This window comes from Rheinheimera sp. EpRS3 (assembly GCF_001513785.1).
Taxonomy (GTDB): domain Bacteria; phylum Pseudomonadota; class Gammaproteobacteria; order Enterobacterales; family Alteromonadaceae; genus Alishewanella.
The window spans coordinates 39,345-58,754 of record NZ_LNQS01000008.1; the positions used below are offsets into that span (position 1 = coordinate 39,345).

Here is a 19,410-nt window from a genome sequence, read left to right on the forward strand (position 1 = left end):
ACCTAAACATTGCGTGTACTATCCCCTACCTCATTAAATGTCTCTTTTTATGTAATTGGAAACAATTTTCTCTCGCTCGTAACTCAAAAACTCAGGCCTATCATGAATTCTGTTATCAATAATCTCCTTCATTACTAAATCTTGATTTAGATTCTTATCTATGTATTTCTCTATCTTATCTATCGCAGATCTTGGGATCCCATATTCAGCGAGAATAGTAAGGTTTTCTCTAACGAAGTCACTTTCAATAGAGCTTGCGTAGTATGTGTAGTTGCCCGACCTCACTCCAATTTCACTACAAACAAACCTTTGGATCTCATTCACCACCAGTAGCCATTTAGGTATTTTATACTGAAACCAATGACGTAGAATTTGAAAACTATCTCGTATTGACTCATCAAGAATCTCTTGGTCACTCCAACTATCATAACGTTCAAGCTTCTTTTTGTAAGAAAAGTTACTTTTTACTAGCTCTATAACACTTCGATTAATTCCATAATCGAAAGTAACCTTCACTATTTTATCCTTTGTCATTGGTCTTAAGTTTTCACCAGGCTTTATAAGATAATCCCAAGCCAAACCTAAACAATATTCAAGCTGCCTATATTTAGGTGTGGAATCCCAACAGATTAAGTCATAACACTCTACTATATCCTCCCTAATCTTTGCTATAAGAGAATCTTGCCCTCTTATATACACGGAGTTTTTACAAAATAGCTCTCTTTCATTATTCGGAATGCCAGACAAGTATCTATATTGATCACTTTCTTTATAAATAACATCATCAGTATTGATATTTATGAGAACTTCATCGGAAATAGGGTTTTGCTCGAAAAAAGGGATATCTATAATAATTCGATTATATTTAGGGGTTGGGTTAAAATTAAAAATTCTTCCAATATAGTGCTCCATCAACCGACCTGCTCTTCCTTTTATATTTGAGTAATCAAAGAAATCTATTGGTGTATTCCTCCCTTTTTTAGAGTCAAAAAATATTACATTTTTTGCAGTAGTATTTACACCCTCTATAATTGTTGCCGTACAGAATAAGGCCTTTATCACACCTCTGTTAAAATAATCTATGATAGAAGATGTGAGGTGCTTTTGTAATGCACCATCATGAAACCCAACCCCATGCTTCAAACAATCAATAAGCGTCCAATCCTCAGACACATAGTTACTTATCCATTCAATAATAGGCAGATCAATATTCTTCTCAACATCACCTTTAGAAATAATAAACTTCACAAACTCAGCAGACAGGTATCTAGCCCTTGCCGGAGATGAGCAATACACTATAGAGTTTTGCCCTCCAAGACTATGTAACAGCTCAAACAAAACCTTTTCTTTATATTTCTTTTTTTCTCCCTGCGCCCCGAACTTTCCTTTATTATCATGATATAAATCGATTTCTTCACAGCTTACTAAGCTGTAATTTGTCTTGTAAAAAACCGCGTTGTACTTTTCAGCAAAGCCTTCAGATATCCCCTCTATATTCGGACCTAAGAGGTAAAACTTTGGATTGAAACTCTCCAAAATATATCTAAACGCATTATTTAACGAGTCAGACCTTTCATCATCTCTTTTTGAGCTTAATTTGTAAAACTCATCAATTACTAGAAAATCAATATCAGGTAAATTTCTATATTCGTTAACACGTTCTGATGTTAAAAGAAACAAGTTACGCTTTTCATTAGATGGTTCTTGAGATGTTCTAACTATAATTTTATAACCGTCTTCATATTTAGAAAGCTTTTTCCTAGTTTCATCTAACAATGCTAGCGTTGGCTGTATTACGACAATATTTTTATACTTGTATGATGCAACTACTTCTTCAATAAGCAAACTCTTTCCAAAACTTGTTGGTGCACTAACAATGACATTTTTTTCTGAGTTTAGTAAATCAAGAATATATTTCTGCTCTTCATGAAAATATTTATCGTGGATATTTAAAGATAAATTTGATGTTTGTCTGATTTTAGAGCTAGTCGATGAGAGCTTTAGATCTTCTTTCTTCAGATATGGATAAAAGCCGATGGATTCTACCAAATCCGCAAGCATTTCATCTAGTAAACTTGAGAATTTTTTTCTTGAATTTAGAATATGAATAAGAATATCTTTTCCTACTTCATCATCATTTATTAAAGCCACCGCGCAATGGCGATAAATATCAAATGTTTCTGAAAAGTTAAATTCATTTTCTTCTTTAATTTTCTTTTTTATAATTTCAATCATCTCACTCTCCAACAGATTGCAACAAAGAGAGCTTATTATGTAGTTTTTTAACTAGTGTTTTTTTGCACTGAACAGGAAAAAGAATAACTATAATTTTTAAATTTGATTTGAGCGGGTGATTGTTTTATCTTCGAAATACTTATGTAGCTCTCTGATTTTATTCTCATACTCACCGAAAAAAATTGAGTCATTTTCATCATCATGCTTTGTAAAAAGATCACAACTATATGTGCATAGCAATGGAATACATATATCGGTCAATTTATCTTTAAGCTTTGTTGTTGAAGACAGCAATTTTTTCCAGTATTCTGATTCAGGTATATTATTAAAGTGTTTTATCTTTTTTGCGATGAGTCCGAATTCAGATTCTAGGTAATCAACTTTAAAGTGCTCTTCTATATCTTTTATAAGTTCACTCAAACCACGCTTTGGGTCCAGGTATAGCTTAGATTCCCCGAGCCAAAGTGTTCTTGTTTTTGGTTCAACATGGACACAGTCAAAGCCGTGAACAGTATGACCAAGCGAATCCTTGAAGTATATTTTTGAGAGTAGAGGTATTGTGTTGAAGTGATCTCTTAGAATCAAATGAAGAATCAGCTCTCCAAACTCTCCCCTCCTGAGGTACTTGTCGTCAAGCTCATCGTCGATGTGTCCATCGTTTTTATAAATGTCTCTTACTTTTTGAAATTCATCGATTTTATAAATCGAGTTTGCCGCCTCGATAATTTTCTCAAGTGTTTGTGTGTTTTCTGTGCTTGTTCCCTCATGAAAACCGAATGAAAACTCATGAATTACATTTGTAATTTTTTTTACAAGCTGAGCCCACCTATATCTGCTAACCCCTTCATCATCTAGGTCAAAACCAACTAAAAAGCTTTTCAGCTTTTCTTCTGAAATTTTTGATTCAATGACATTCTTTGAGCCGAATGGTCCATTTCCCATAGAAACTCCACAAATTGCTTACTTTTTAAATCACGGTTTTTTTTGCTTTTGCCGCATCTTCAATAGCTTTGTTAAATCGACCAGTCTCCACACAACTTCCACTTTTACCTTAAACTTAAACACCGTCAAGCATTTTAATCAGCCAAGTCTTTGAATGGCTCTATGCACTTGGCCACGACCAACGGCAACTAAAACCATATTGCTATTTTGGCACCGAATAAAATCAACGAACTTCTGATTTAATGCTGATATTGCCGTATTTTGGTTATTTTTTGCGCTAAATATTTCTTCTGGCGTTAGTTAACCTGCTTCAATAAGAAAAGAATTTTCTGTTCCCTGTAATCTCACCTTATTAATCAACCGCAAAACCCTGTTATAAAGCTACTTTTCTGGTTGCTCAAAACACCTTAAAAAGTTACTATTTTTTAACTTTTCATTTATATGAATGATAAATGAAACAAGCAAGCCACCAACGTGCTGATCGCACATAAGCTCAGTTAAGAGAACATTATGAGTCACTGGGATTTACTTATGTTGGTGGCAAAAGTGATTATTGCACTATGGATTTAGCATGAAAAAACATACCGACAGACCAAAGCCGGGCACGCCAGAATTTGATCTATGGCTGCGTGAAAAAATTCGTGAAGACTTCAAAAAAATGGAGAGTGCGCCTGAGCTTGATCAGCTGGGCGTATCGTCTGGCAGAACGGAAAACCTAACCCAAACCGATGCTGAAGCCTTTCCTGATGAACCGGAAGAGTATATGCCGCATGAGCGGGTAAAAATTGTGGTCAATAACACCGGCAAAAAGAAGCCTTAAAAACGACAGATGGCGACATTTACCGACAGGCCAAAACCTGAAATGTATTTATATCTACTGGCGCTAAACAGCGCCGTTTGCTTTAGCCCCGCTATCCGCTAAGCTGCTTTACAACCTTTAACCTGGTGCCGGATTTAGCATGCGTATGCTGTTTACTCTGACAGGCTATGTGCTGGCGGGCTATTGCCTGCTGTGCTTATTGCTGTATCTGCTACAGCGACAGTTAATTTATTTCCCGGTGCCGGCACAGTTGCCGCCAACCGATCCGCTGTTGCTACAGCAAGCCGATGCCACTGTGCTGGTAAGCCGTAAAGCGCGCGAAAGTAGCCGGGCGCTGCTGTATTTTGGCGGCAATGCCGAGGATGTCAGTGTATCTTTGCCGGAATTTGCCGCGGCGTTTCCCAAGCATGCTATTTATCTTATGCACTATCGTGGTTATGGCGGCAGTTCCGGCAAGCCCTCAGAGCAGGCGCTGGTAGCGGATGCGCTGGCGTTGTATGACCAGCTGCAGACTAAACACAGTGATATTACTGTACTGGGGCGTAGCTTAGGTTCCGGCGTTGCCGTGCAACTGGCGGCACAGCGTAAGGTAGCGCAACTGGTGTTAATTACCCCGTTTGACAGCCTTAACGCGCTGGCGCGGCGGCAGTTTCCGCTATTTCCGGTTAAGTGGTTGCTAAAAGATACTTACAACTCTGTTGCCTATGCGCATGGCATTAACAGCCCCACGCTGATTTTACTGGCGGAACAAGATGAAATTATCGGCCGTGCCCACAGCGAGGCGCTGTACCGCGCCTTTGCGCCCGGCGTTGCCAGAGTGAAAAGCTATAGCGGTAGCCACAATACTAACCTGCCCGCCAGCCAGCTTGCTGCCTGGCTTGCTACAGCAACACCCTGACTGCGGTTTAACGTACCCGCGCCGATGTTACCGCGCGGGTTTAACAGCCAGCGCTACTTAGTTTGTCCATTTGATCTGAAACTCAATTTCTTCGCTACCATCTTCACGCTCGTGCTCAATACTAAACACTGCCCGCACCGGCACATAGATACGCTCACCGGCTATTTGAATTTCAAACTTTTCGCCGTTTTCAATGGCATCGGCCAAACGCCGCAGTTTTTCGACAAACTCGTGATTTTGGTAGGTTTTTTCTACATCTCTTTGCGATTTCATATTCGACCCTTATTTTGTGTTAGCCAACAACACTGCCTGCTTTCTGCCGTTTTTACAACTGTGATTTAGACAAAGTAGGTGTGTTATCCGATAGCCTTGAAAGCCTGATCAATAAAGATGCTGAAGCATTTCCGGATGAGCCGGAAGCATATATGTCGCATGAGCAGCGAAAGGAACTGTTGTCGTGAGGCTGGTTAAGCATGGAATAGATAGCAACTGACTGGACTGCCGCTCATACTTAAGTTAGATAGGTGAAAGTAAAATGGCGGAGCGGACGGGACTCGAACCCGCGACCCCCGGCGTGACAGGCCGGTAAATTGGCGGAGCGGACGGGACTCGAACCCGCGACCCCCGGCGTGACAGGCCGGTATTCTAACCGACTGAACTACCGCTCCGACGTAAGCTTTACATAAATTGGCGGAGCGGACGGGACTCGAACCCGCGACCCCCGGCGTGACAGGCCGGTATTCTAACCGACTGAACTACCGCTCCGCACCAATTGCGCTGCAGAATTTCGTTTGGGTATCCTGCAGTGCGGCGGGAATGATACGGATTAGCCGAAAGGCCGTCAACACCTTTTTTGCCGCTTTTGCCTAATCCTTAATCATCCGGTAAGGTCAGATCCAGAATGTCATCCATATCGTTGTTTTTTTGTGCATTCGTGCTGTTTTTATCTGCTGCAGGCTTATTTTTTTCCGCTGTTGCCGCAACAGGCTGCAGCTTGGCATCTTTTTTACGCCAGAACTGCAAATCGGCTAATTTCTTGTCTGTCATAACAAACCAGATAGCAAAGCCACCGCCAAACAGGATAAATAAGTTGGCGCCAATCACTAACCCCCAGGGAAACTCAGGTACAGGTTCGGCTTGCTCGGCGGCAATTTCATCTTTAATTTTTTGCGGTAAGTCGTCCAGTACCGGCGCCTCTTGTACCGGCCGGTTTACCACAAAACTGACTTCAGGCAGATTAAGCATAAACTCGCGGCCATCTTTCATCTCACCAAAAGCAGCCACTTCCAGAATATAGCTGCCATGGCCACGGTTATGCAGTTTAAGCTCGCGTGGTGCGGTGCCGGGTTCATTCAGAGCAAAAGGCTCTATCTCGCCGCTGGGGTAACGTACCCTGCCCTGCAGCAATACCGAGGCGGCATTAACGCTGTCATCTGTTACCCGAAACAATACCTGATGCGGTAGCGCCTGCTGCTGTGGTTTATCGTCAGCCAGCGCGGCCGCAGCAGTAATATCAGCCACTATTGGCGCGGGCTTTAATACTACCGGCGCCTGCTCTACTTCACGGGTGTATAAAGGTGTGCGCACGATATATTTCGGTGTCCACTCACCGGCGACAAACTTTAACTGAAACTCGCCGGTAAACACGCCGTCGCGGGAGCGCTCGTCATAGCCTTTACCGTCATCACGAAATTGTGCTACCTGCACCACTCCGCGGCCAAAGTTGTCGTATTCAGCATTATTGGTGCTGACAAAGATCACTTCCAGCGCCAGTACTTCGTTAAAGTCTTTCGCTGTAATAGGCTGATCGCCATTGGTTAAACGTGCGGTGATCTTAACGGTTTCACCTACCATCAGGTTGGCTGGTAATGGCTCAACGTTTAGCTGAATATCGCTTAGCAACATAATACGGCTTTCCGGCAGCAGGCGGCCAATAGCCTGCCAGGGCCCCGGCATCGGGTTTTTAATCTGAATTAAATCGTAACTGCTGGCGTCGTGCCAACGGATCTGCTGGGCTTCAGCAGTATTAAAATGAATTTTGCTGCCATCTGGCTTTACCAGCACTACAGACGCCGAGCCACGGCGGCGAAACAGCAGCAGGGTAATTTCTTCTACTTTATCATCAATACGAAAGCGGTTATCAAACAGCGAAATCTGGTTTTTAGTCGGCAAATCACTTAATAAAGTAAAACCACTTTCGTGCAGGGTTTTCTCATCAACAGCCTCTGTAGTTTCTGTTGCTTCTGTTGCCGGAGCAGCAGCATCAGACGGCGCGTCTTGCATGGCGCAAAGTGGTAAGCTGCAAAGCCATAAACCTAAAACGGTTATCAGTTTCGCCACAGGCAGCTGCCTCCTTTTTTTTGTACCAGATCCAGCCGGTTTTCATGCGCAGCCAGTTCTTCTGCCGTTGCCTGCAGCACCTTTAACCCGCCACTGCGCTGTATTGCCACCGGGCCACCATCGCCGTCAGTGCCGTCTTGCTCATTTGCCAGGTTTAAACTTACCTGGCCGCCGGTCATCAGCAGATAAACATCGGCTAAAATCTCGGCATCCAGTAAAGCGCCGTGTAAGGTACGGTGGCTGTTATTAATATCATAACGGCGACATAGCGCATCGAGGTTGTTCTTCTGGCCCGGGTGCATTTCCCGCGCCATCAGCAAGGTATCCAGAACGGCGCAATAGTCACCAACCGGCGGCAGCTGCGGATGCAGCATAGAAAATTCGTGATTAATAAAGCCAACGTCAAACGCGGCGTTATGGATCACCAGCTCAGCACCATGAATATAGTCATAAAAGCTTTTGGCGATATCACGAAATTTGGGCTCGTGTTTTAAGCGCTCGTTAGTAATACCGTGTACGGCAACCGCTTCAGCGTCAATAATCCGCTCGGGGTTAATGTAAACGTGAAAATTATTACCGGTAAAACGCCGGTTTATTAGCTCTACGCAACCTATTTCAATAATACGGTGGCCATCTCTGGGGTTAAGGCCAGTGGTTTCGGTGTCGAGAATAATTTGTCTTTTAGCCATGTTGGTTTCGTTTTTTACAGCATTTGGGTTAGATTATACGCCGTTTTGGTTTGAGGAAAGGCTTTATGCGCAAAACAGTTGCGATCTATACCGATGGCTCCTGCCTGGGTAACCCCGGCCCGGGTGGCTACGGCGCTGTGCTGATTTACAAACAGCATCGCAAAGAGTTAAGCGGCGGCTACAAACTTACCACCAATAACCGCATGGAGCTGCTGGCAGCTATTATTGCCTTAGAGAGTTTAAAAGACAGTTGCGACGTAGATTTAACCACCGACAGCCAGTATGTGCGTTTAGGTATTACACAATGGCTGGCTGGCTGGAAACGTAATAACTGGAAAACCAGCCAGAAGCAGCCAGTAAAAAATCAGGATTTATGGCAGCGGCTTGATACTGCCGCCTCAGCGCACAAAGTTAACTGGCACTGGGTAAAAGGCCATGCCGGCCACCCGGAGAACGAACGTTGTGATGTATTAGCCCGCAGTGCGGCAGAAGCGAAGCCCACTACTGTAGATACAGCGTTTGAGTTGAGCCAAAAGGCATAGCACCAGAGAGATTCTGCTTAGGCTGCCAAGATAATCAACTGCCGTCGCAGCTAACCCGTCAACTGCTTGCGCTGCAACGATATATGACAGTCAACTGCGGCTGGAACCTCGATTTGGTTATCACAGAGTGTCTGAGCGAACGCGCCAGCGTGAGCGAGTTGCTGTGATAAGCCAAAGCGAGTGTTGCAGCAAAAGCAGTTGACCTACGACTTAGTTGCCAGCTTTTACACTCACTTCAGCAGTTGACTAGTTCAGCGAAGTGATTACTCGCCGGATTTTGCCGCAGGTTCTGCAGCAGCATTAGCTGCCAACATTTTTTCCAGCTCGGCAATAAAAGCTTTATCGTCCGGCGCTGTGCGGCTGCCGAAATGCTTTACTGTTTGCTCATCGCTGCTTACCAGATACTTATTAAAATTCCAGCTGGGTGACTCGCCGGTTTTGGCAATAAGCGCTTTAAATACCGGGTTGGCATCATCGCCTTTTACCTTAGAGCTGGCAAACATCGGAAATTTAACGCCGTAAGTTAAGTAACACACTTCAGCGGTTTTCTCTGCGTCATCATATTCCTGCATAAAACTGTCGGACGGAAATCCCAGTATTACTAAACCTTTGTCCTGATACTTCTGGTGTAAAGCCTCAAGGCCTTCAAACTGCTTGGTAAAACCACATTTACTGGCCGTATTCACCACCAACAGCGTTTTACCTTTAAAGCTGTCACATAAATCTACGCTCTCACGCGTATTTAACTGCTGCATAGAATGGCCAAGAATTTCACCACACTGATTAGCCATAGCGGGCATAGCCAGTAAACCGGCTACCAGAGTGGCCGCGCTTAATAAGGTTTTCATGTTTTTCTCCTGTAGGGCTGCAGATGTTGCAGTCGGCTAATACGTAGCATAAGCCTAAGCCGATCTGTGCGCCAGCGCTAACCATTAAAACCGGTAGGCCAGTTTAAATCTGGCGGTGCGTGGCTCCAGCGGATGCGTATGCCTGTCTTCTATACCTTCTGCCGGCTCACCGGGTAAACGCGAGGCATAGAAGTAATCAATATCGCTGTTGTTACTATCAAAGATATTCAGTAACTCCAGCGCCAGTTGCCAGCGCTGCCATTCATAGCGGTAACCGGCATTCACTGTAGTGGTGGCGGCTGAGCGCTGCTGGTTAAAGCTATCTAAGGTACGTTTACCAAAATGGCGTAAACGTAAACTAAGCTGCCACGGGCTATCGGCTTTATAAATCAGCCCCATGCTGAGCACCAAAGGCAAAGCACCATCAATGTAGTTACCCTCGTCTGCAGCCACCTGAGTAAAACGCGAGCGTGTTAATGCCAGTTCGGTATCGAGGCTCCAGTTGCTGTTAAACCAATAATAAGCTGCAACTTCAACACCATAGCGTTTGGATGCACGGCTTGGCTCATTAGTGCCAGCATCGCCGACATACAACAATTCAGAGTCCATATTCAGATACCAAAGCGCAGCCGAGATATTAAACGCTGTGTAGTCAAAAAACCGCAGGCCAAGCTCGGCACCATTGCTGCGCACCAGCAGATCAACCGGCGCCACGCTATCACCGCTTTGCGGATCAATAACGGTAGTGGCCCCACGGGCATCATTAGAATGAAAACCCTGGCCAGCATTAAAATACGCCTGCCAGTTAACCGCAAACTGATAGCTCAGGCCGGCCTTTAATGAGGCAATACCTTCGGTTGCCTCGCCACTGTTAGCGGCCAGATCACTGTTAACATCCACGCTGAAATAATCGTAACGCAGGCCAAGATGGGCGTTCCAATCGCTGTTAAGCTGCATGGTACTTTGGCTAAACAGCGCCGCAGAGCCCTGTTGCACGGCATCCTGGCGCACCGTGCTTAAACGCTGGCGCTGGCGGGTGTTATACAGGCCCACTTCGCCAATGTCGTCATAGCGTAACTGCACGCCCACCACATGCTCAATGGCAAACTCACCCAGCTGATTGTGCCAGTGCCGGCTAAGCTCGCCACCATAGATCCAGCGCTCGTCGACCTGTTCTAATTGATCACCGTTTAGCGGGTCGTTTAAGAAGTAGGTAAAATTGGACCATAAATCCAGCTCGGTTTGAATGGCATAAGCATTCCATTGCCAGGCGTCGCTGTACCAGCTGGCAGAAACACTGTTGCGGCTGCTTTTGCCACCAACGCTGGTGTCAAGCGAGCCGAAGGCATCAATCAGCCCCTGGCTGACCGCTCGTTGTGGGATCTGATCAGCTGCATTCCAGCTGTTGTCGTATGCCATAAAGGTTAAGGCAAACTGGCCACTGCCCAGCGGTTTGCTGTAACGCGCCAGCAGGTTGAGTTTATCCACATCTTCGGCTACATCGGTCCAGGGGCCATCGTATTGCTGCAACTCACCGGCTAGCAGCACATCGGCCTTGCCCTGCTTTACATTGCCCTTTACCAGCAGGCGTTGGTAGTTATCCATACCTAAGGTTAATTCTGCCTCGTTGCGGGTACGGTTTTTCATGCCAAAACGTGCCACCCCGGCGGCAGAAAAATCACCACTGTTGGCATGATAAGCGCCTTTTTGATAGTCAATTTTTGATACCAACTCAGGTATTAAAAAACTTAAATCGGTGTATCCCTGGCCATGGCCGTGGCTGCGCATATTTACCGGCATGCCATCGACATAGCTGGCAAAATCAGTGCCGTGATCAAGGTTAAAACCACGCAGAAAATACTGATTAGCCTTGCCGCTGCCGCTGTGCTGGGTAACTACCATGCCGGGAATAAACTCCAGGATCTCGCCACCGCGCAGTAAGGGCCGGTCGGCAATTTCGGCATTGCCCACTATGCCCTCTGAGGCCGAACTGGCCAGCCCCAGCAAATCGGTTTGCCGGCCTTTTACACTGATTTGCTCCAGTATATGCGCCGATAAAGGGTCAGCGACAACTTTTGCCGGAGCAAGTAATATCGCTGTAAAAGCAGCAAGATAACGATAAACAGCCATGTGTATTCCTTAATGCGATAAAGGTGCCGGGTAAAGCGGGCTTGTCGGCGATAAAACGGCGTTAGCCTTATTAGGTGGCAACTGCCAGGATAACAACAACTTATGGCTATGCTGGCTGTCAAACAGCGCGGTGTAACTTAGCTGCCAGCGCTCAGGGCTGTCGCAATGTACCTGTAGCGGCAACAGCAAAAACATATCCTGCTGCATACGCTGCGCCAACCAATCAGCAGCTGCAGTATTAATATCGCAAGCCCCTGCTGCACTGCTAAAGCCCAGACGCTGGCGAATATAATCTTGTAACTGAGGTTCACTATCTAACACCTGCTGCCAACTTACCTGATGGCTGTCTTTGGCCTGAATAAGGCCGGCTTGTGCTAAATCGTGTAATGCGACTTTCCAGAGTAAAGCAGGTTGCCCCTGTTGCTCAGTAACATCCATATAAGCTGTACTGAATTTATGTGCTTGTGCGTTAGCCACAAAACACAGCGTAAAGATCACCAATATCTGTGACAAAGCATTCATTCACTTACTCCTGATTGCTGCGCGACGGTGTGCCGGCTTAGCTGCAATAAATACTCATCATCCGGCTCTTTTGCTGTTTGATAATTAAGCTCAGCCCAGTGCAGCGCCGCTGCCGCATCCGGTGAAATATGCAAAAAATAGTGGACTAAATCTGCGGCGTGTTCAGTATCACCACGCAACAAACGCAGTTGCATGCGCTGATGCAGTTGCTCTGCAAACACCGGTGCTTTTGCCAGTTGCTGCTCGGCACGGGCTAAACGCAGCAGCAGGCTGTCAGCCAGGGCATTATCCGACGCCAGAACGTTAAGTTGTTGATACACCTGCTCACCCTGGCCCAACGCCAGGCTTAAATCGGCCCATTTTAGCCATAAACTGGTAGGGGCCTGAGCCAGCACCGGTGTTAACCATTGTTTTGCTGTCGCTATCAGGCCAAGCTGCTCGGCCTGTTCGGCTAAAATGCCGCGCAACCAGATATCGAGCTCTGCTGGCAAGCTTTGCTGGCGCTGCCACAATTGCTGCAGGGCAGCATAACTCTGCTTCCAGTCGCCGCGCCGGCCAGCCACTTCATAACTGCAAACTGTGAATAAAAACAAATCCTGTTGCCATAAACGGCCGCAAGCTTGCTGCGCGCTGTCCGGTTGATGCAATGCCAGATGCACTCTGGCTGTCATTAAACTGGCCTGAATATGTTGTGGTTGCTGCACCAGTACCCTGCTTAAGTTTTGCAACGCTGCGGTAAACTGGTGTTGTTGTTGCTGAATGTCGGCCTGCAGCAACACATACTGCAGGGTTTGCCGGCTATCTTCACTGACACGGCTTAATAACTGTTCGGCCTGATGAAACCAGTCATCAAAACCCGGGCGACGCGCACCGGATAAATAAAGCTGTGCCAGCTGAAAGCGCTGCTTGTCATCCGGCTTACGCTGCAAAGCTTGCTGCAGTTGCAGCATTTCAGGGGTAAGTGGCAGCACGGTGTCTAACGCCAGTTGATCTGAGGCGTCGGGTTTAAATTCGGTTGTAGCGGCGACAGACCAGCACAGCGCACAAATAATACTCACTATCTTAAACATAAAGCACCCCAAATAAAGAGCGGAGCCACTAAATGGCCCCGCTGTAGGTTGCTACTGACCACTGAGTAAATCAGCGTAGTCGGCTTCGCTTGTCGCATCCTGGGTAAAGTCACGGCCGTTTAATGGCAAAGCCGGCGCTTGTTCGTCCTGATTAAACGCTGTCCGGCTGTAGGTTAAAAACGACACCACCGCCACCGCGACATCAATTGTCACTTCGCCAGTGGTTGTTAACTCACCGTCTGACACCGTGACCATAAAACTGTCGCTGCCAGTAAACTCCGCTGCGGGTGTATAGGTAAAGCTGCCATCTGTAGCCAGTGTCAGGTTACCGTTTTGCGGCGGGGCCGTAACCGTGAACAGCAGGCTGTCGCCGTTATCATCGCTGGCGTTAAGCCGGTCCATTACCGCGACATCGGTTTCAGTCATAAAGCTGTTGGCACCAAACTTCGGGGCAACATTGGGTTTGTCATTGTCATTACAGCCACTGAGCAGTGCTGTACCGGCAACAGCAAACAGGATCGCTAACGTTTTCATATGCCGCTCCTTAGTTAGCTGAGCCCGGTAATGGGGTAAGCAGGTATGGGAAAGAGGTATCGAGCATGGCAGCGCTTAACGGCGCGCCATCTGTGAATGGCACATTACCTACCGGTGCATCTTCCGGCGCACAGTAGCCCAGATTGGTGGGTGTGCCGTTTACCGGAATATCATGACATAAGGCCCCCATTACCACACGCAGAGCGATATCGACTACATCATCACCCGGGCGGCGGCCATTGGGGAAACCGGCTAAGTCATCGCCTGCTACACCAAAAGCAGATTGCATAGCGGCAGGTGTTGCCGCAATAGCGGTATTTAACCGCAGCATTTCAGACGGGGTAACCGTAGATAGTTGGTTAACACCGGCTACGCCGGTCAAAAACGCGTTAACCAGATCTAGGCGTGGAAAATTAGACGGCGCTAAATCGGCAATATTGGTACCTAACGTAGTGTTAACTGCATCACGGAACAAAATGTTTAACAACGCCGGTAAGCTTGGGTGAGTAACATAATCGGCAAACTGGCCGTCATCAGCGGGTTTGCTGCTGTTAAACTTATCCTTATCTGCCAAACCAATCACTAACTCATTAACCAGCGGGTTACTTAAACGCGATACCTGTACTAGCGCACCACCATTAACCTCTGGCCGGGCAAAGTTAGCATTGGGGTTTAAAATACGTGCTTGTGGCAAACTTGCCGTGGTCCAGGCACCGATAACGCCATTGCCGCTACCCGTGACACAGGCTTTTGGTACTTCTATTGCCAGCGAAGTAACATTTTTATCGGCCAGATCATCATTAGCGCTGCTTTGCGTAATACCACCCGGGAAACCACCGCCATCACCTGCCCCCGGCGCGCTGTCGCCCTCTACCGGAACATAGTTTACCAAATCAAAGGTCTTGCCCAGGTTTACCACAAAAGCATCTTTACGCTGGCCAACAAAAACCCGGGCCATAGCGTCGCAGCCTGGCAACGCAACCTGATACACATACTGATCGGCATAGGCCTGGTAAGCCGCTGCACTGCTAAAGGTTTTGGTGCCGATAAAATCATAAGGTTTGGTAAAGGTCATTGCACCGTCTGCTGGCATGATCATATTACTGCTACCTGCGGCTGCCAGCTCTAAGGTGTAATTTTCAAAGAAATTTAACGCCGCAGCATTGCCGGCCTCAACACCACCGACATTTTTCAGTGGTACCGCCACCATTTTCTGATTGCCCTCTGGGCCTATTGGCAACTTTACGCCGGCGCCCTCATTGGCCAGAGTGTTACTGAAACGAAAGTTGAAGCTCAGATCAGGCTGCGCATCACCGTCGTTATCAATGTGAATGCTGTACACTGCTGCTGGGTCCATCGCGAAATAGTTGGGCCCACCATAGGCATCTTGCAGCGGAATATAATTTGCTATCAGCGTAACGTAGGCTTCGCGGCCGGGCTCATAGCTGTTAAACAGATAAAAGTCTGACGCATCTACTGCTGGCATTCGGGTAATATTTGGTGCTTCACGATGGCTGGAGGCCTGTACACTGCTTAGCAGGCTAAGTGTGGCAAGCGCTGCGGTTACGGCAAAAAAAGTGGCTGTGCGTTTCATGTTTTTAGTCCCATTGATTTAAGTTGCGACCAAGAAACGACTGACTCAGATGATTGGATGCAGTGAAATGCAAAAAAATAAAAAAACCGCCGCAGCGGTTTTAAACGGGGTTGGGTTTGTTCAGCGCCTTACAGCGTAACAATCTCTGCAGTAAATAACACCGGCCCGCTTGGCGCACCAGTAATGGAGCCGCCAACCGGTTCCAGGCTTACCGCTAAAGCGGCTATCTGAATACCTTCAGCTTCAACCGGCCAGCCCAAAGTACGCTCGCCCTGTTGCGGCAATAACCCTAACGAAATTGGGGCCTGACCATTAGCAGGTAACATCCATAGCTCATAATCATGCTGCACATCATCTGTTACCGCCGCGGTAGATTTAACCCTTAAGGTGTTTTCCGTTTTGCTTACCAGCCACCAGGCTTTGGCGTCACTGGTTTGAATGATGGCTATCTGCTGCGAAACCGGGCTTAACAACAAGGGCTGCAACATAATGACTGCTAATAATAATGAAGCCGCAGTAGCCAGTGCCAGCCAGTATTTACCGGTTCTGGCAGTTGCTACCGGTGCTGTTGCAGCCGTCCAGCCTAAACGTTGCTGAATACGCTGCCATACCGCTTCATCGGGCGCCGTCGCCGGTAAGCTTTCAGCCAGCGGGTTTAGATGTTGCTCCCAGCGCCACACCGTCTGGCGCGCACTTGGCTGCTGCATCATCAGGCGCTGAAATCGTTTACGGGCTGCGCCTTTCATGGCACCGAGAATAAAATCGACCGCCAGGGCGTCCAGTAACTCCTGTTGCTGATACTTCATGCTTCAAGACACCTTTTCAATTGGGTTAAACCGCGGCGGATCCAGCTTTTCACAGTACCCAGTGCTGAGCCGGTATGTTCAGTAATTTCCTGATGGCTCAGTCCGTTAAAATAGGCCAACTGGATTGACTGACGGTGCTCGTCACTCAAGCCCTGCATGCAATCATCCAGCTTCACCTTTTCACGAACCAAGCCTATTACCTCCCCCGGCAGCACCTCATCGGAACATTGGTCGTTATCCGGCTCTGAGATATCAAGATGCTCTGCTTTAACGCGGCGGGATTTTAGCAAGTCCAGTGCGCGGTAGCGGGTAATGCTGATCATCCAGCTCATAACACTGCCTTTTTCGGCATGGTAATCAGCTGCATTGTGCCAAATGCGCACATACGCATCCTGCAACACATCTTCGGCCCAGTCTTTACGCCGTAACAAATGCAAGCTGACAGAAAATAACTTGCCTGATGTGGCCTGATATAACTGTTCAAATGCCGGTTTATTTCCCTGAGCCGCAGCGTACAGCCATTGCAGCAATTGTTGTTGTGATTGTTCCATTTGCAATCCTGTTAAGTTAACTCTCAGTTATCGTTACGACACACTGCACAGTTTAGATGCAGTAGCAAACATACTTAATGCAAAATTCACGTGTGTTTTTTTTGCTATCCGCTATCATCCGCTTCCATTTTTTGGCGGCTCTCGTATGCTAAGCCAGAACTGCTTATTCAAGGATCGCTATGCGCATTTGTTTTTTAATGTACCCGTGGGACAAAGTTTATCCAGACGGCGACAGCACCATTCGGATGATCCACGAAGCGGTAAGCCGCGGCCATACGGTAGCCATTACCCATGCCACTAACTTAACGGTGCGAGATAGCATCGCCCAGGCGTTTTGCAAAGTGTTTGTTAAAGGCCAGAAAGTATCCAGCAATATTGCCAGCTTTTACCGCAATGCGCAGTTTAATCAGCAGAAACTGCCGTTGGCGGCCTTTGATGCCATTTTTATCCGCTTAAACCCGCCGCTGGACCCGATAGTGCTTAATTTTCTTGATTCAGTGCGTGAAGACACCTTTATTATGAATGATTTAGACGGTGTGCGGATTGCCAACAATAAGATGTACACCGCGTCCTTGCACGACCCGGACAACGAGTTTATTCCGGTGACTCATGTGTCAAAAAACAAGGACTATCTGGCACGGGTATTGGCCGAATCGCCTAACGACAAAATGATCTTAAAACCACTGAACGGCTATGGCGGCAAAGGCGTTATTTTGCTGGAAAAATCTGCCGCGCAAAGCGCCCGCTCTTTACTGGATTTTTATATTGGCGATACCGAGCGCGGCAACTACGTTATTTTGCAGGAATATGTTGAAGGCGCTGAGCTGGGTGATATCCGTATTTTAATGCTAAACGGTAAACCTATCGGTGCTATGCGCCGTATTCCGCAGGAAGATGATGTACGTTCTAACGTACATGCCGGCGGCAGCGTGGTTAAACACCAACTGACCGAACAGGAAAAACGCTTGTGTGCACATATAGGCCCACGGCTTGCCCGCGACGGTTTATTTTTTGCCGGCATCGATGTCATTAACGGAAAATTGATTGAAGTAAACGTAATGAGCCCTGGCGGCATAGCACGGATTAACCGGTTAAACAGCGTGCGCCTGCAAGAGAAAGTTATTGATTTTATTGAGCATATGGTAAGCAAGAAGACCCAGTTATCGCCACGTAAGCAGGTATTCAGACCACTGCTGAGTGAAGCTGAAACCGTTATTTGAAAATTTTTTATCGTCTTAGAAAAAATAATTCACTGTTTTAAACCGGTAAATCTCGGTAAATAGGCAAAAAAAATCTGAGGTGCGCTTATGTCACAGGTAGAGAGTAACGATTTTGAATTGGATGACTTAACGGATGACGTTGAGATCGTCAAAGATTTATCTCCAAAGGACAACAAAGCAAAGCAGAAACTGGAAGCGCGGCGGCGCATAGATGATCTGCTGGAGCAAAAACGCTTACGTCAGTTGCTGGACGACTGGGATCTGGATGATACGGAAGCATAAAACAGCAAGACATTAAAAACGGGCGCCTTAAGCGCCCGTTCTGCTATCTGTTTTGCTTAGCCTGTATATTGGCTAACGCCACTTACTAACCGCGGTACTTTTGCATCACTAAGGTCGCGTTAGTACCACCAAAACCAAAGCTGTTCGACATTACGGTATTAAGCTCAGCCGGGGTGGCTTTAGTCACAATATTCAGCCCCTGTGCAGCTTCGTCCAGCTCGCCGATATTAATTGAAGGCGCGATAAAGCTGTGCTTCATCATCAGCAGCGAATATATTGCTTCATGCACGCCTGCAGCACCCAGCGCATGGCCAGTCATGGCTTTGGTTGCACTGATAGCCGGTGATTTACCGGCAAAGACTTCCTGAATAGCGCCCAGCTCTTTTACATCACCTACCGGTGTGCTGGTACCATGAGTATTAACGTAATCTACCTGGGCGGTAACATTTTGCATTGCCATTTGCATACAACGCACAGCACCTTCACCACTTGGCGCTACCATGTCATAGCCATCAGACGTTGCGCCATAACCTGTTACTTCAGCATAAATAGTGGCACCACGGGCTAAGGCATGCTCCAGCTCTTCAACCACAACCATACCGCCGCCGCCGCTGATAACAAAACCATCGCGGTTTGCATCATAAGTACGTGATGCCAGCTCGGGAGATTCGTTGTATTTGGTAGATAATGCGCCCATCGCATCAAATTCCATTGCCAGCGTCCAATGCACTTCCTCACCACCACCGGCAAATACCACGTCCTGCTTACCCAGCTGGATCAGCTCTACTGCATGGCCGATACAGTGCGCACTGGTAGCACATGCCGAACTAATAGAGTAGTTCACACCTTTAATTTTAAACGGCGTGGCTAAACAAGCTGAACAAGTACTGGACATGGTTTTTGGCACCGCATAAGGGCCAACCCGCTTTACACCTTTTTCACGCAGAATATCAGCCGCTTCTACCTGCACTTTAGATGACGCACCACCAGAGCCTGCTACTAAACCAATACGCGGGCTGGAAATTTGCTCTTCGGTAAAACCGGCATCTGCAATGGCTTCTTGCATAGCAATATAAGCATAGGCTGCTGCATCACCCATAAAGCGCATGGCTTTACGGTCAATCAGCTCGCTGGGTTCCAGTTTGATATTACCCCATACCTGTGAGCGCAGGCCCAGCTCAGCAAATTCTTCTGATCGGGTAATGCCTGAACGCCCGGCCTGTAACGAGGCCAATACTTCGTCTTTGTTATTACCAATACTGGACACAATACCAATACCTGTGATTACCGCTCTTTTCATGCTTTCTCCATCGACCAGCCAGTTGCCGGCAAGGTTAAAATAATACTGTTCGCTATTGTACGGACTTTGTTCTGCAAAGTGGTCAGC

19 protein-coding genes and 2 tRNA genes are annotated in these 19,410 nt (G+C 47.0%); 5 read left to right on the forward strand and 16 right to left on the reverse strand.

Annotated features, from left to right (window positions below):
* Positions 1-33: 33 nt before the first annotated feature.
* Positions 34-2,235, reverse strand: coding sequence for a DEAD/DEAH box helicase (locus AR688_RS08820; RefSeq protein WP_156420263.1), 2,202 nt, complete (start codon positions 2,233-2,235; stop codon positions 34-36).
* A 96-nt stretch (positions 2,236-2,331) separates the two neighbouring features.
* Positions 2,332-3,177, reverse strand: a complete 846-nt coding sequence (locus AR688_RS08825) for a HamA C-terminal domain-containing protein (RefSeq protein ID WP_197412185.1) — start codon at positions 3,175-3,177, stop codon at positions 2,332-2,334.
* A gap of 571 nt (positions 3,178-3,748) precedes the next feature.
* On the opposite strand from AR688_RS08825, the gene AR688_RS08830 reads away from it, so the two are divergent.
* A complete protein-coding gene (locus tag AR688_RS08830) occupies positions 3,749-3,997 on the forward strand; it encodes a hypothetical protein (protein ID WP_068232203.1) in 249 nt (82 codons plus the stop codon).
* A 139-nt stretch (positions 3,998-4,136) separates the two neighbouring features.
* Complete coding sequence (locus tag AR688_RS08835; RefSeq protein WP_068232207.1) at positions 4,137-4,895, forward strand: alpha/beta hydrolase; 759 nt, start codon at positions 4,137-4,139, stop codon at positions 4,893-4,895.
* Between the two features lie 57 nt (positions 4,896-4,952).
* Here the strand turns inward: AR688_RS08835 and AR688_RS08840 are convergent, their stop codons facing one another.
* The 5 genes from AR688_RS08840 to dnaQ all read right to left on the reverse strand — a co-directional run bounded on the left by AR688_RS08840 (position 4,953) and on the right by dnaQ (position 7,924).
* On the reverse strand, positions 4,953-5,168 hold the full coding sequence (locus AR688_RS08840; RefSeq protein ID WP_068232210.1) for an amphi-Trp domain-containing protein: 216 nt from the start codon (positions 5,166-5,168) through the stop codon (positions 4,953-4,955).
* 318 nt (positions 5,169-5,486) lie between these two features.
* Positions 5,487-5,563, reverse strand: a tRNA-Asp gene (locus AR688_RS08845).
* 20 nt (positions 5,564-5,583) lie between these two features.
* A tRNA-Asp gene (locus tag AR688_RS08850) sits at positions 5,584-5,660 on the reverse strand.
* Positions 5,661-5,768: 108 nt separating this feature from the next.
* Positions 5,769-7,235 carry a TIGR03503 family protein gene (locus AR688_RS08855; protein ID WP_068232213.1) on the reverse strand — a complete coding sequence of 489 codons (1,467 nt, stop codon included), beginning with the start codon at positions 7,233-7,235 and terminating at the stop codon, positions 5,769-5,771.
* Positions 7,223-7,924, reverse strand: coding sequence for a DNA polymerase III subunit epsilon (dnaQ, locus tag AR688_RS08860; protein ID WP_068232216.1), 702 nt, complete (start codon positions 7,922-7,924; stop codon positions 7,223-7,225). Before dnaQ ends, AR688_RS08855 begins: the two co-directional genes overlap by 13 nt.
* 65 nt (positions 7,925-7,989) lie before the next feature.
* On the opposite strand from dnaQ, the gene rnhA reads away from it, so the two are divergent.
* Positions 7,990-8,466 (forward strand): ribonuclease HI, encoded by a 477-nt coding sequence (rnhA, locus tag AR688_RS08865; RefSeq protein WP_068232219.1) that lies wholly within the window; start codon positions 7,990-7,992, stop codon positions 8,464-8,466.
* 263 nt (positions 8,467-8,729) lie between these two features.
* Here the strand turns inward: rnhA and AR688_RS08870 are convergent, their stop codons facing one another.
* From AR688_RS08870 to AR688_RS08905, 8 genes are all read right to left on the reverse strand, one after another.
* Positions 8,730-9,314 carry a glutathione peroxidase gene (locus AR688_RS08870; protein ID WP_068232220.1) on the reverse strand — a complete coding sequence of 195 codons (585 nt, stop codon included), beginning with the start codon at positions 9,312-9,314 and terminating at the stop codon, positions 8,730-8,732.
* Between the two features lie 84 nt (positions 9,315-9,398).
* The gene (locus tag AR688_RS08875; RefSeq protein WP_068232223.1) at positions 9,399-11,444 is read right to left on the reverse strand and encodes a TonB-dependent receptor; all 2,046 of its coding nucleotides are present in this window, start codon (positions 11,442-11,444) and stop codon (positions 9,399-9,401) included.
* 9 nt (positions 11,445-11,453) lie between these two features.
* Positions 11,454-11,966, reverse strand: a complete 513-nt coding sequence (locus AR688_RS08880; protein WP_068232226.1) for a hypothetical protein — start codon at positions 11,964-11,966, stop codon at positions 11,454-11,456.
* A complete protein-coding gene (locus AR688_RS08885; RefSeq protein WP_068232229.1) occupies positions 11,963-13,036 on the reverse strand; it encodes a tetratricopeptide repeat protein in 1,074 nt (357 codons plus the stop codon). The genes AR688_RS08880 and AR688_RS08885 overlap by 4 nt, the downstream gene beginning before the upstream one ends.
* A gap of 51 nt (positions 13,037-13,087) precedes the next feature.
* Entirely contained in the window at positions 13,088-13,570 is a 483-nt protein-coding gene (locus tag AR688_RS08890) for an Ig-like domain-containing protein (RefSeq protein WP_068232232.1), read from the reverse strand.
* A gap of 10 nt (positions 13,571-13,580) precedes the next feature.
* Entirely contained in the window at positions 13,581-15,164 is a 1,584-nt protein-coding gene (locus AR688_RS08895) for a DUF4331 domain-containing protein (protein WP_068232235.1), read from the reverse strand.
* Between the two features lie 128 nt (positions 15,165-15,292).
* Positions 15,293-15,970 carry an anti-sigma factor gene (locus AR688_RS08900; RefSeq protein WP_068232238.1) on the reverse strand — a complete coding sequence of 226 codons (678 nt, stop codon included), beginning with the start codon at positions 15,968-15,970 and terminating at the stop codon, positions 15,293-15,295.
* Positions 15,967-16,521, reverse strand: coding sequence for an RNA polymerase sigma factor (locus AR688_RS08905; RefSeq protein ID WP_068232241.1), 555 nt, complete (start codon positions 16,519-16,521; stop codon positions 15,967-15,969). The genes AR688_RS08900 and AR688_RS08905 overlap by 4 nt, the downstream gene beginning before the upstream one ends.
* Before the next feature lie 179 nt (positions 16,522-16,700).
* On the opposite strand from AR688_RS08905, the gene AR688_RS08910 reads away from it, so the two are divergent.
* A complete protein-coding gene (locus AR688_RS08910) occupies positions 16,701-17,741 on the forward strand; it encodes a glutathione synthetase (protein WP_068232244.1) in 1,041 nt (346 codons plus the stop codon).
* Positions 17,742-17,828: 87 nt separating this feature from the next.
* Complete coding sequence (locus AR688_RS08915) at positions 17,829-18,023, forward strand: PA3496 family putative envelope integrity protein (protein WP_068232247.1); 195 nt, start codon at positions 17,829-17,831, stop codon at positions 18,021-18,023.
* Positions 18,024-18,108: 85 nt separating this feature from the next.
* On the opposite strand, the gene fabB is transcribed toward AR688_RS08915, so the two are convergent.
* Positions 18,109-19,323: a beta-ketoacyl-ACP synthase I gene (fabB, locus tag AR688_RS08920; protein WP_068234056.1), complete on the reverse strand. Its 1,215-nt coding sequence runs from the start codon at positions 19,321-19,323 to the stop codon at positions 18,109-18,111.
* Between the last annotated feature and the right edge of the window lie 87 nt (positions 19,324-19,410).

What these genes read in the sequence shown, in the direction of transcription:
- AR688_RS08895 (WP_068232235.1), bottom strand. Translation starts at nt 15,164, where the DNA reads ATGAAACGCACAGCCACTTTTTTTGCCGTAACCGCAGCGCTTGCCACA.
- AR688_RS08870 (WP_068232220.1), bottom strand. Translation starts at nt 9,314, where the DNA reads ATGAAAACCTTATTAAGCGCGGCCACTCTGGTAGCCGGTTTACTGGCT.
- fabB (WP_068234056.1), bottom strand. Translation starts at nt 19,323, where the DNA reads ATGAAAAGAGCGGTAATCACAGGTATTGGTATTGTGTCCAGTATTGGT.
- AR688_RS08915 (WP_068232247.1), top strand. Translation starts at nt 17,829, where the DNA reads ATGTCACAGGTAGAGAGTAACGATTTTGAATTGGATGACTTAACGGAT.
- AR688_RS08820 (WP_156420263.1), bottom strand. Translation starts at nt 2,235, where the DNA reads ATGATTGAAATTATAAAAAAGAAAATTAAAGAAGAAAATGAATTTAAC.
- AR688_RS08830 (WP_068232203.1), top strand. Translation starts at nt 3,749, where the DNA reads ATGAAAAAACATACCGACAGACCAAAGCCGGGCACGCCAGAATTTGAT.
- AR688_RS08905 (WP_068232241.1), bottom strand. Translation starts at nt 16,521, where the DNA reads ATGGAACAATCACAACAACAATTGCTGCAATGGCTGTACGCTGCGGCT.
- AR688_RS08840 (WP_068232210.1), bottom strand. Translation starts at nt 5,168, where the DNA reads ATGAAATCGCAAAGAGATGTAGAAAAAACCTACCAAAATCACGAGTTT.
- AR688_RS08885 (WP_068232229.1), bottom strand. Translation starts at nt 13,036, where the DNA reads ATGTTTAAGATAGTGAGTATTATTTGTGCGCTGTGCTGGTCTGTCGCC.
- AR688_RS08875 (WP_068232223.1), bottom strand. Translation starts at nt 11,444, where the DNA reads ATGGCTGTTTATCGTTATCTTGCTGCTTTTACAGCGATATTACTTGCT.
- AR688_RS08825 (WP_197412185.1), bottom strand. Translation starts at nt 3,177, where the DNA reads ATGGGAAATGGACCATTCGGCTCAAAGAATGTCATTGAATCAAAAATT.
- AR688_RS08835 (WP_068232207.1), top strand. Translation starts at nt 4,137, where the DNA reads ATGCGTATGCTGTTTACTCTGACAGGCTATGTGCTGGCGGGCTATTGC.
- AR688_RS08910 (WP_068232244.1), top strand. Translation starts at nt 16,701, where the DNA reads ATGCGCATTTGTTTTTTAATGTACCCGTGGGACAAAGTTTATCCAGAC.
- AR688_RS08880 (WP_068232226.1), bottom strand. Translation starts at nt 11,966, where the DNA reads ATGAATGCTTTGTCACAGATATTGGTGATCTTTACGCTGTGTTTTGTG.
- AR688_RS08900 (WP_068232238.1), bottom strand. Translation starts at nt 15,970, where the DNA reads ATGAAGTATCAGCAACAGGAGTTACTGGACGCCCTGGCGGTCGATTTT.
- AR688_RS08890 (WP_068232232.1), bottom strand. Translation starts at nt 13,570, where the DNA reads ATGAAAACGTTAGCGATCCTGTTTGCTGTTGCCGGTACAGCACTGCTC.
- dnaQ (WP_068232216.1), bottom strand. Translation starts at nt 7,924, where the DNA reads ATGGCTAAAAGACAAATTATTCTCGACACCGAAACCACTGGCCTTAAC.
- rnhA (WP_068232219.1), top strand. Translation starts at nt 7,990, where the DNA reads ATGCGCAAAACAGTTGCGATCTATACCGATGGCTCCTGCCTGGGTAAC.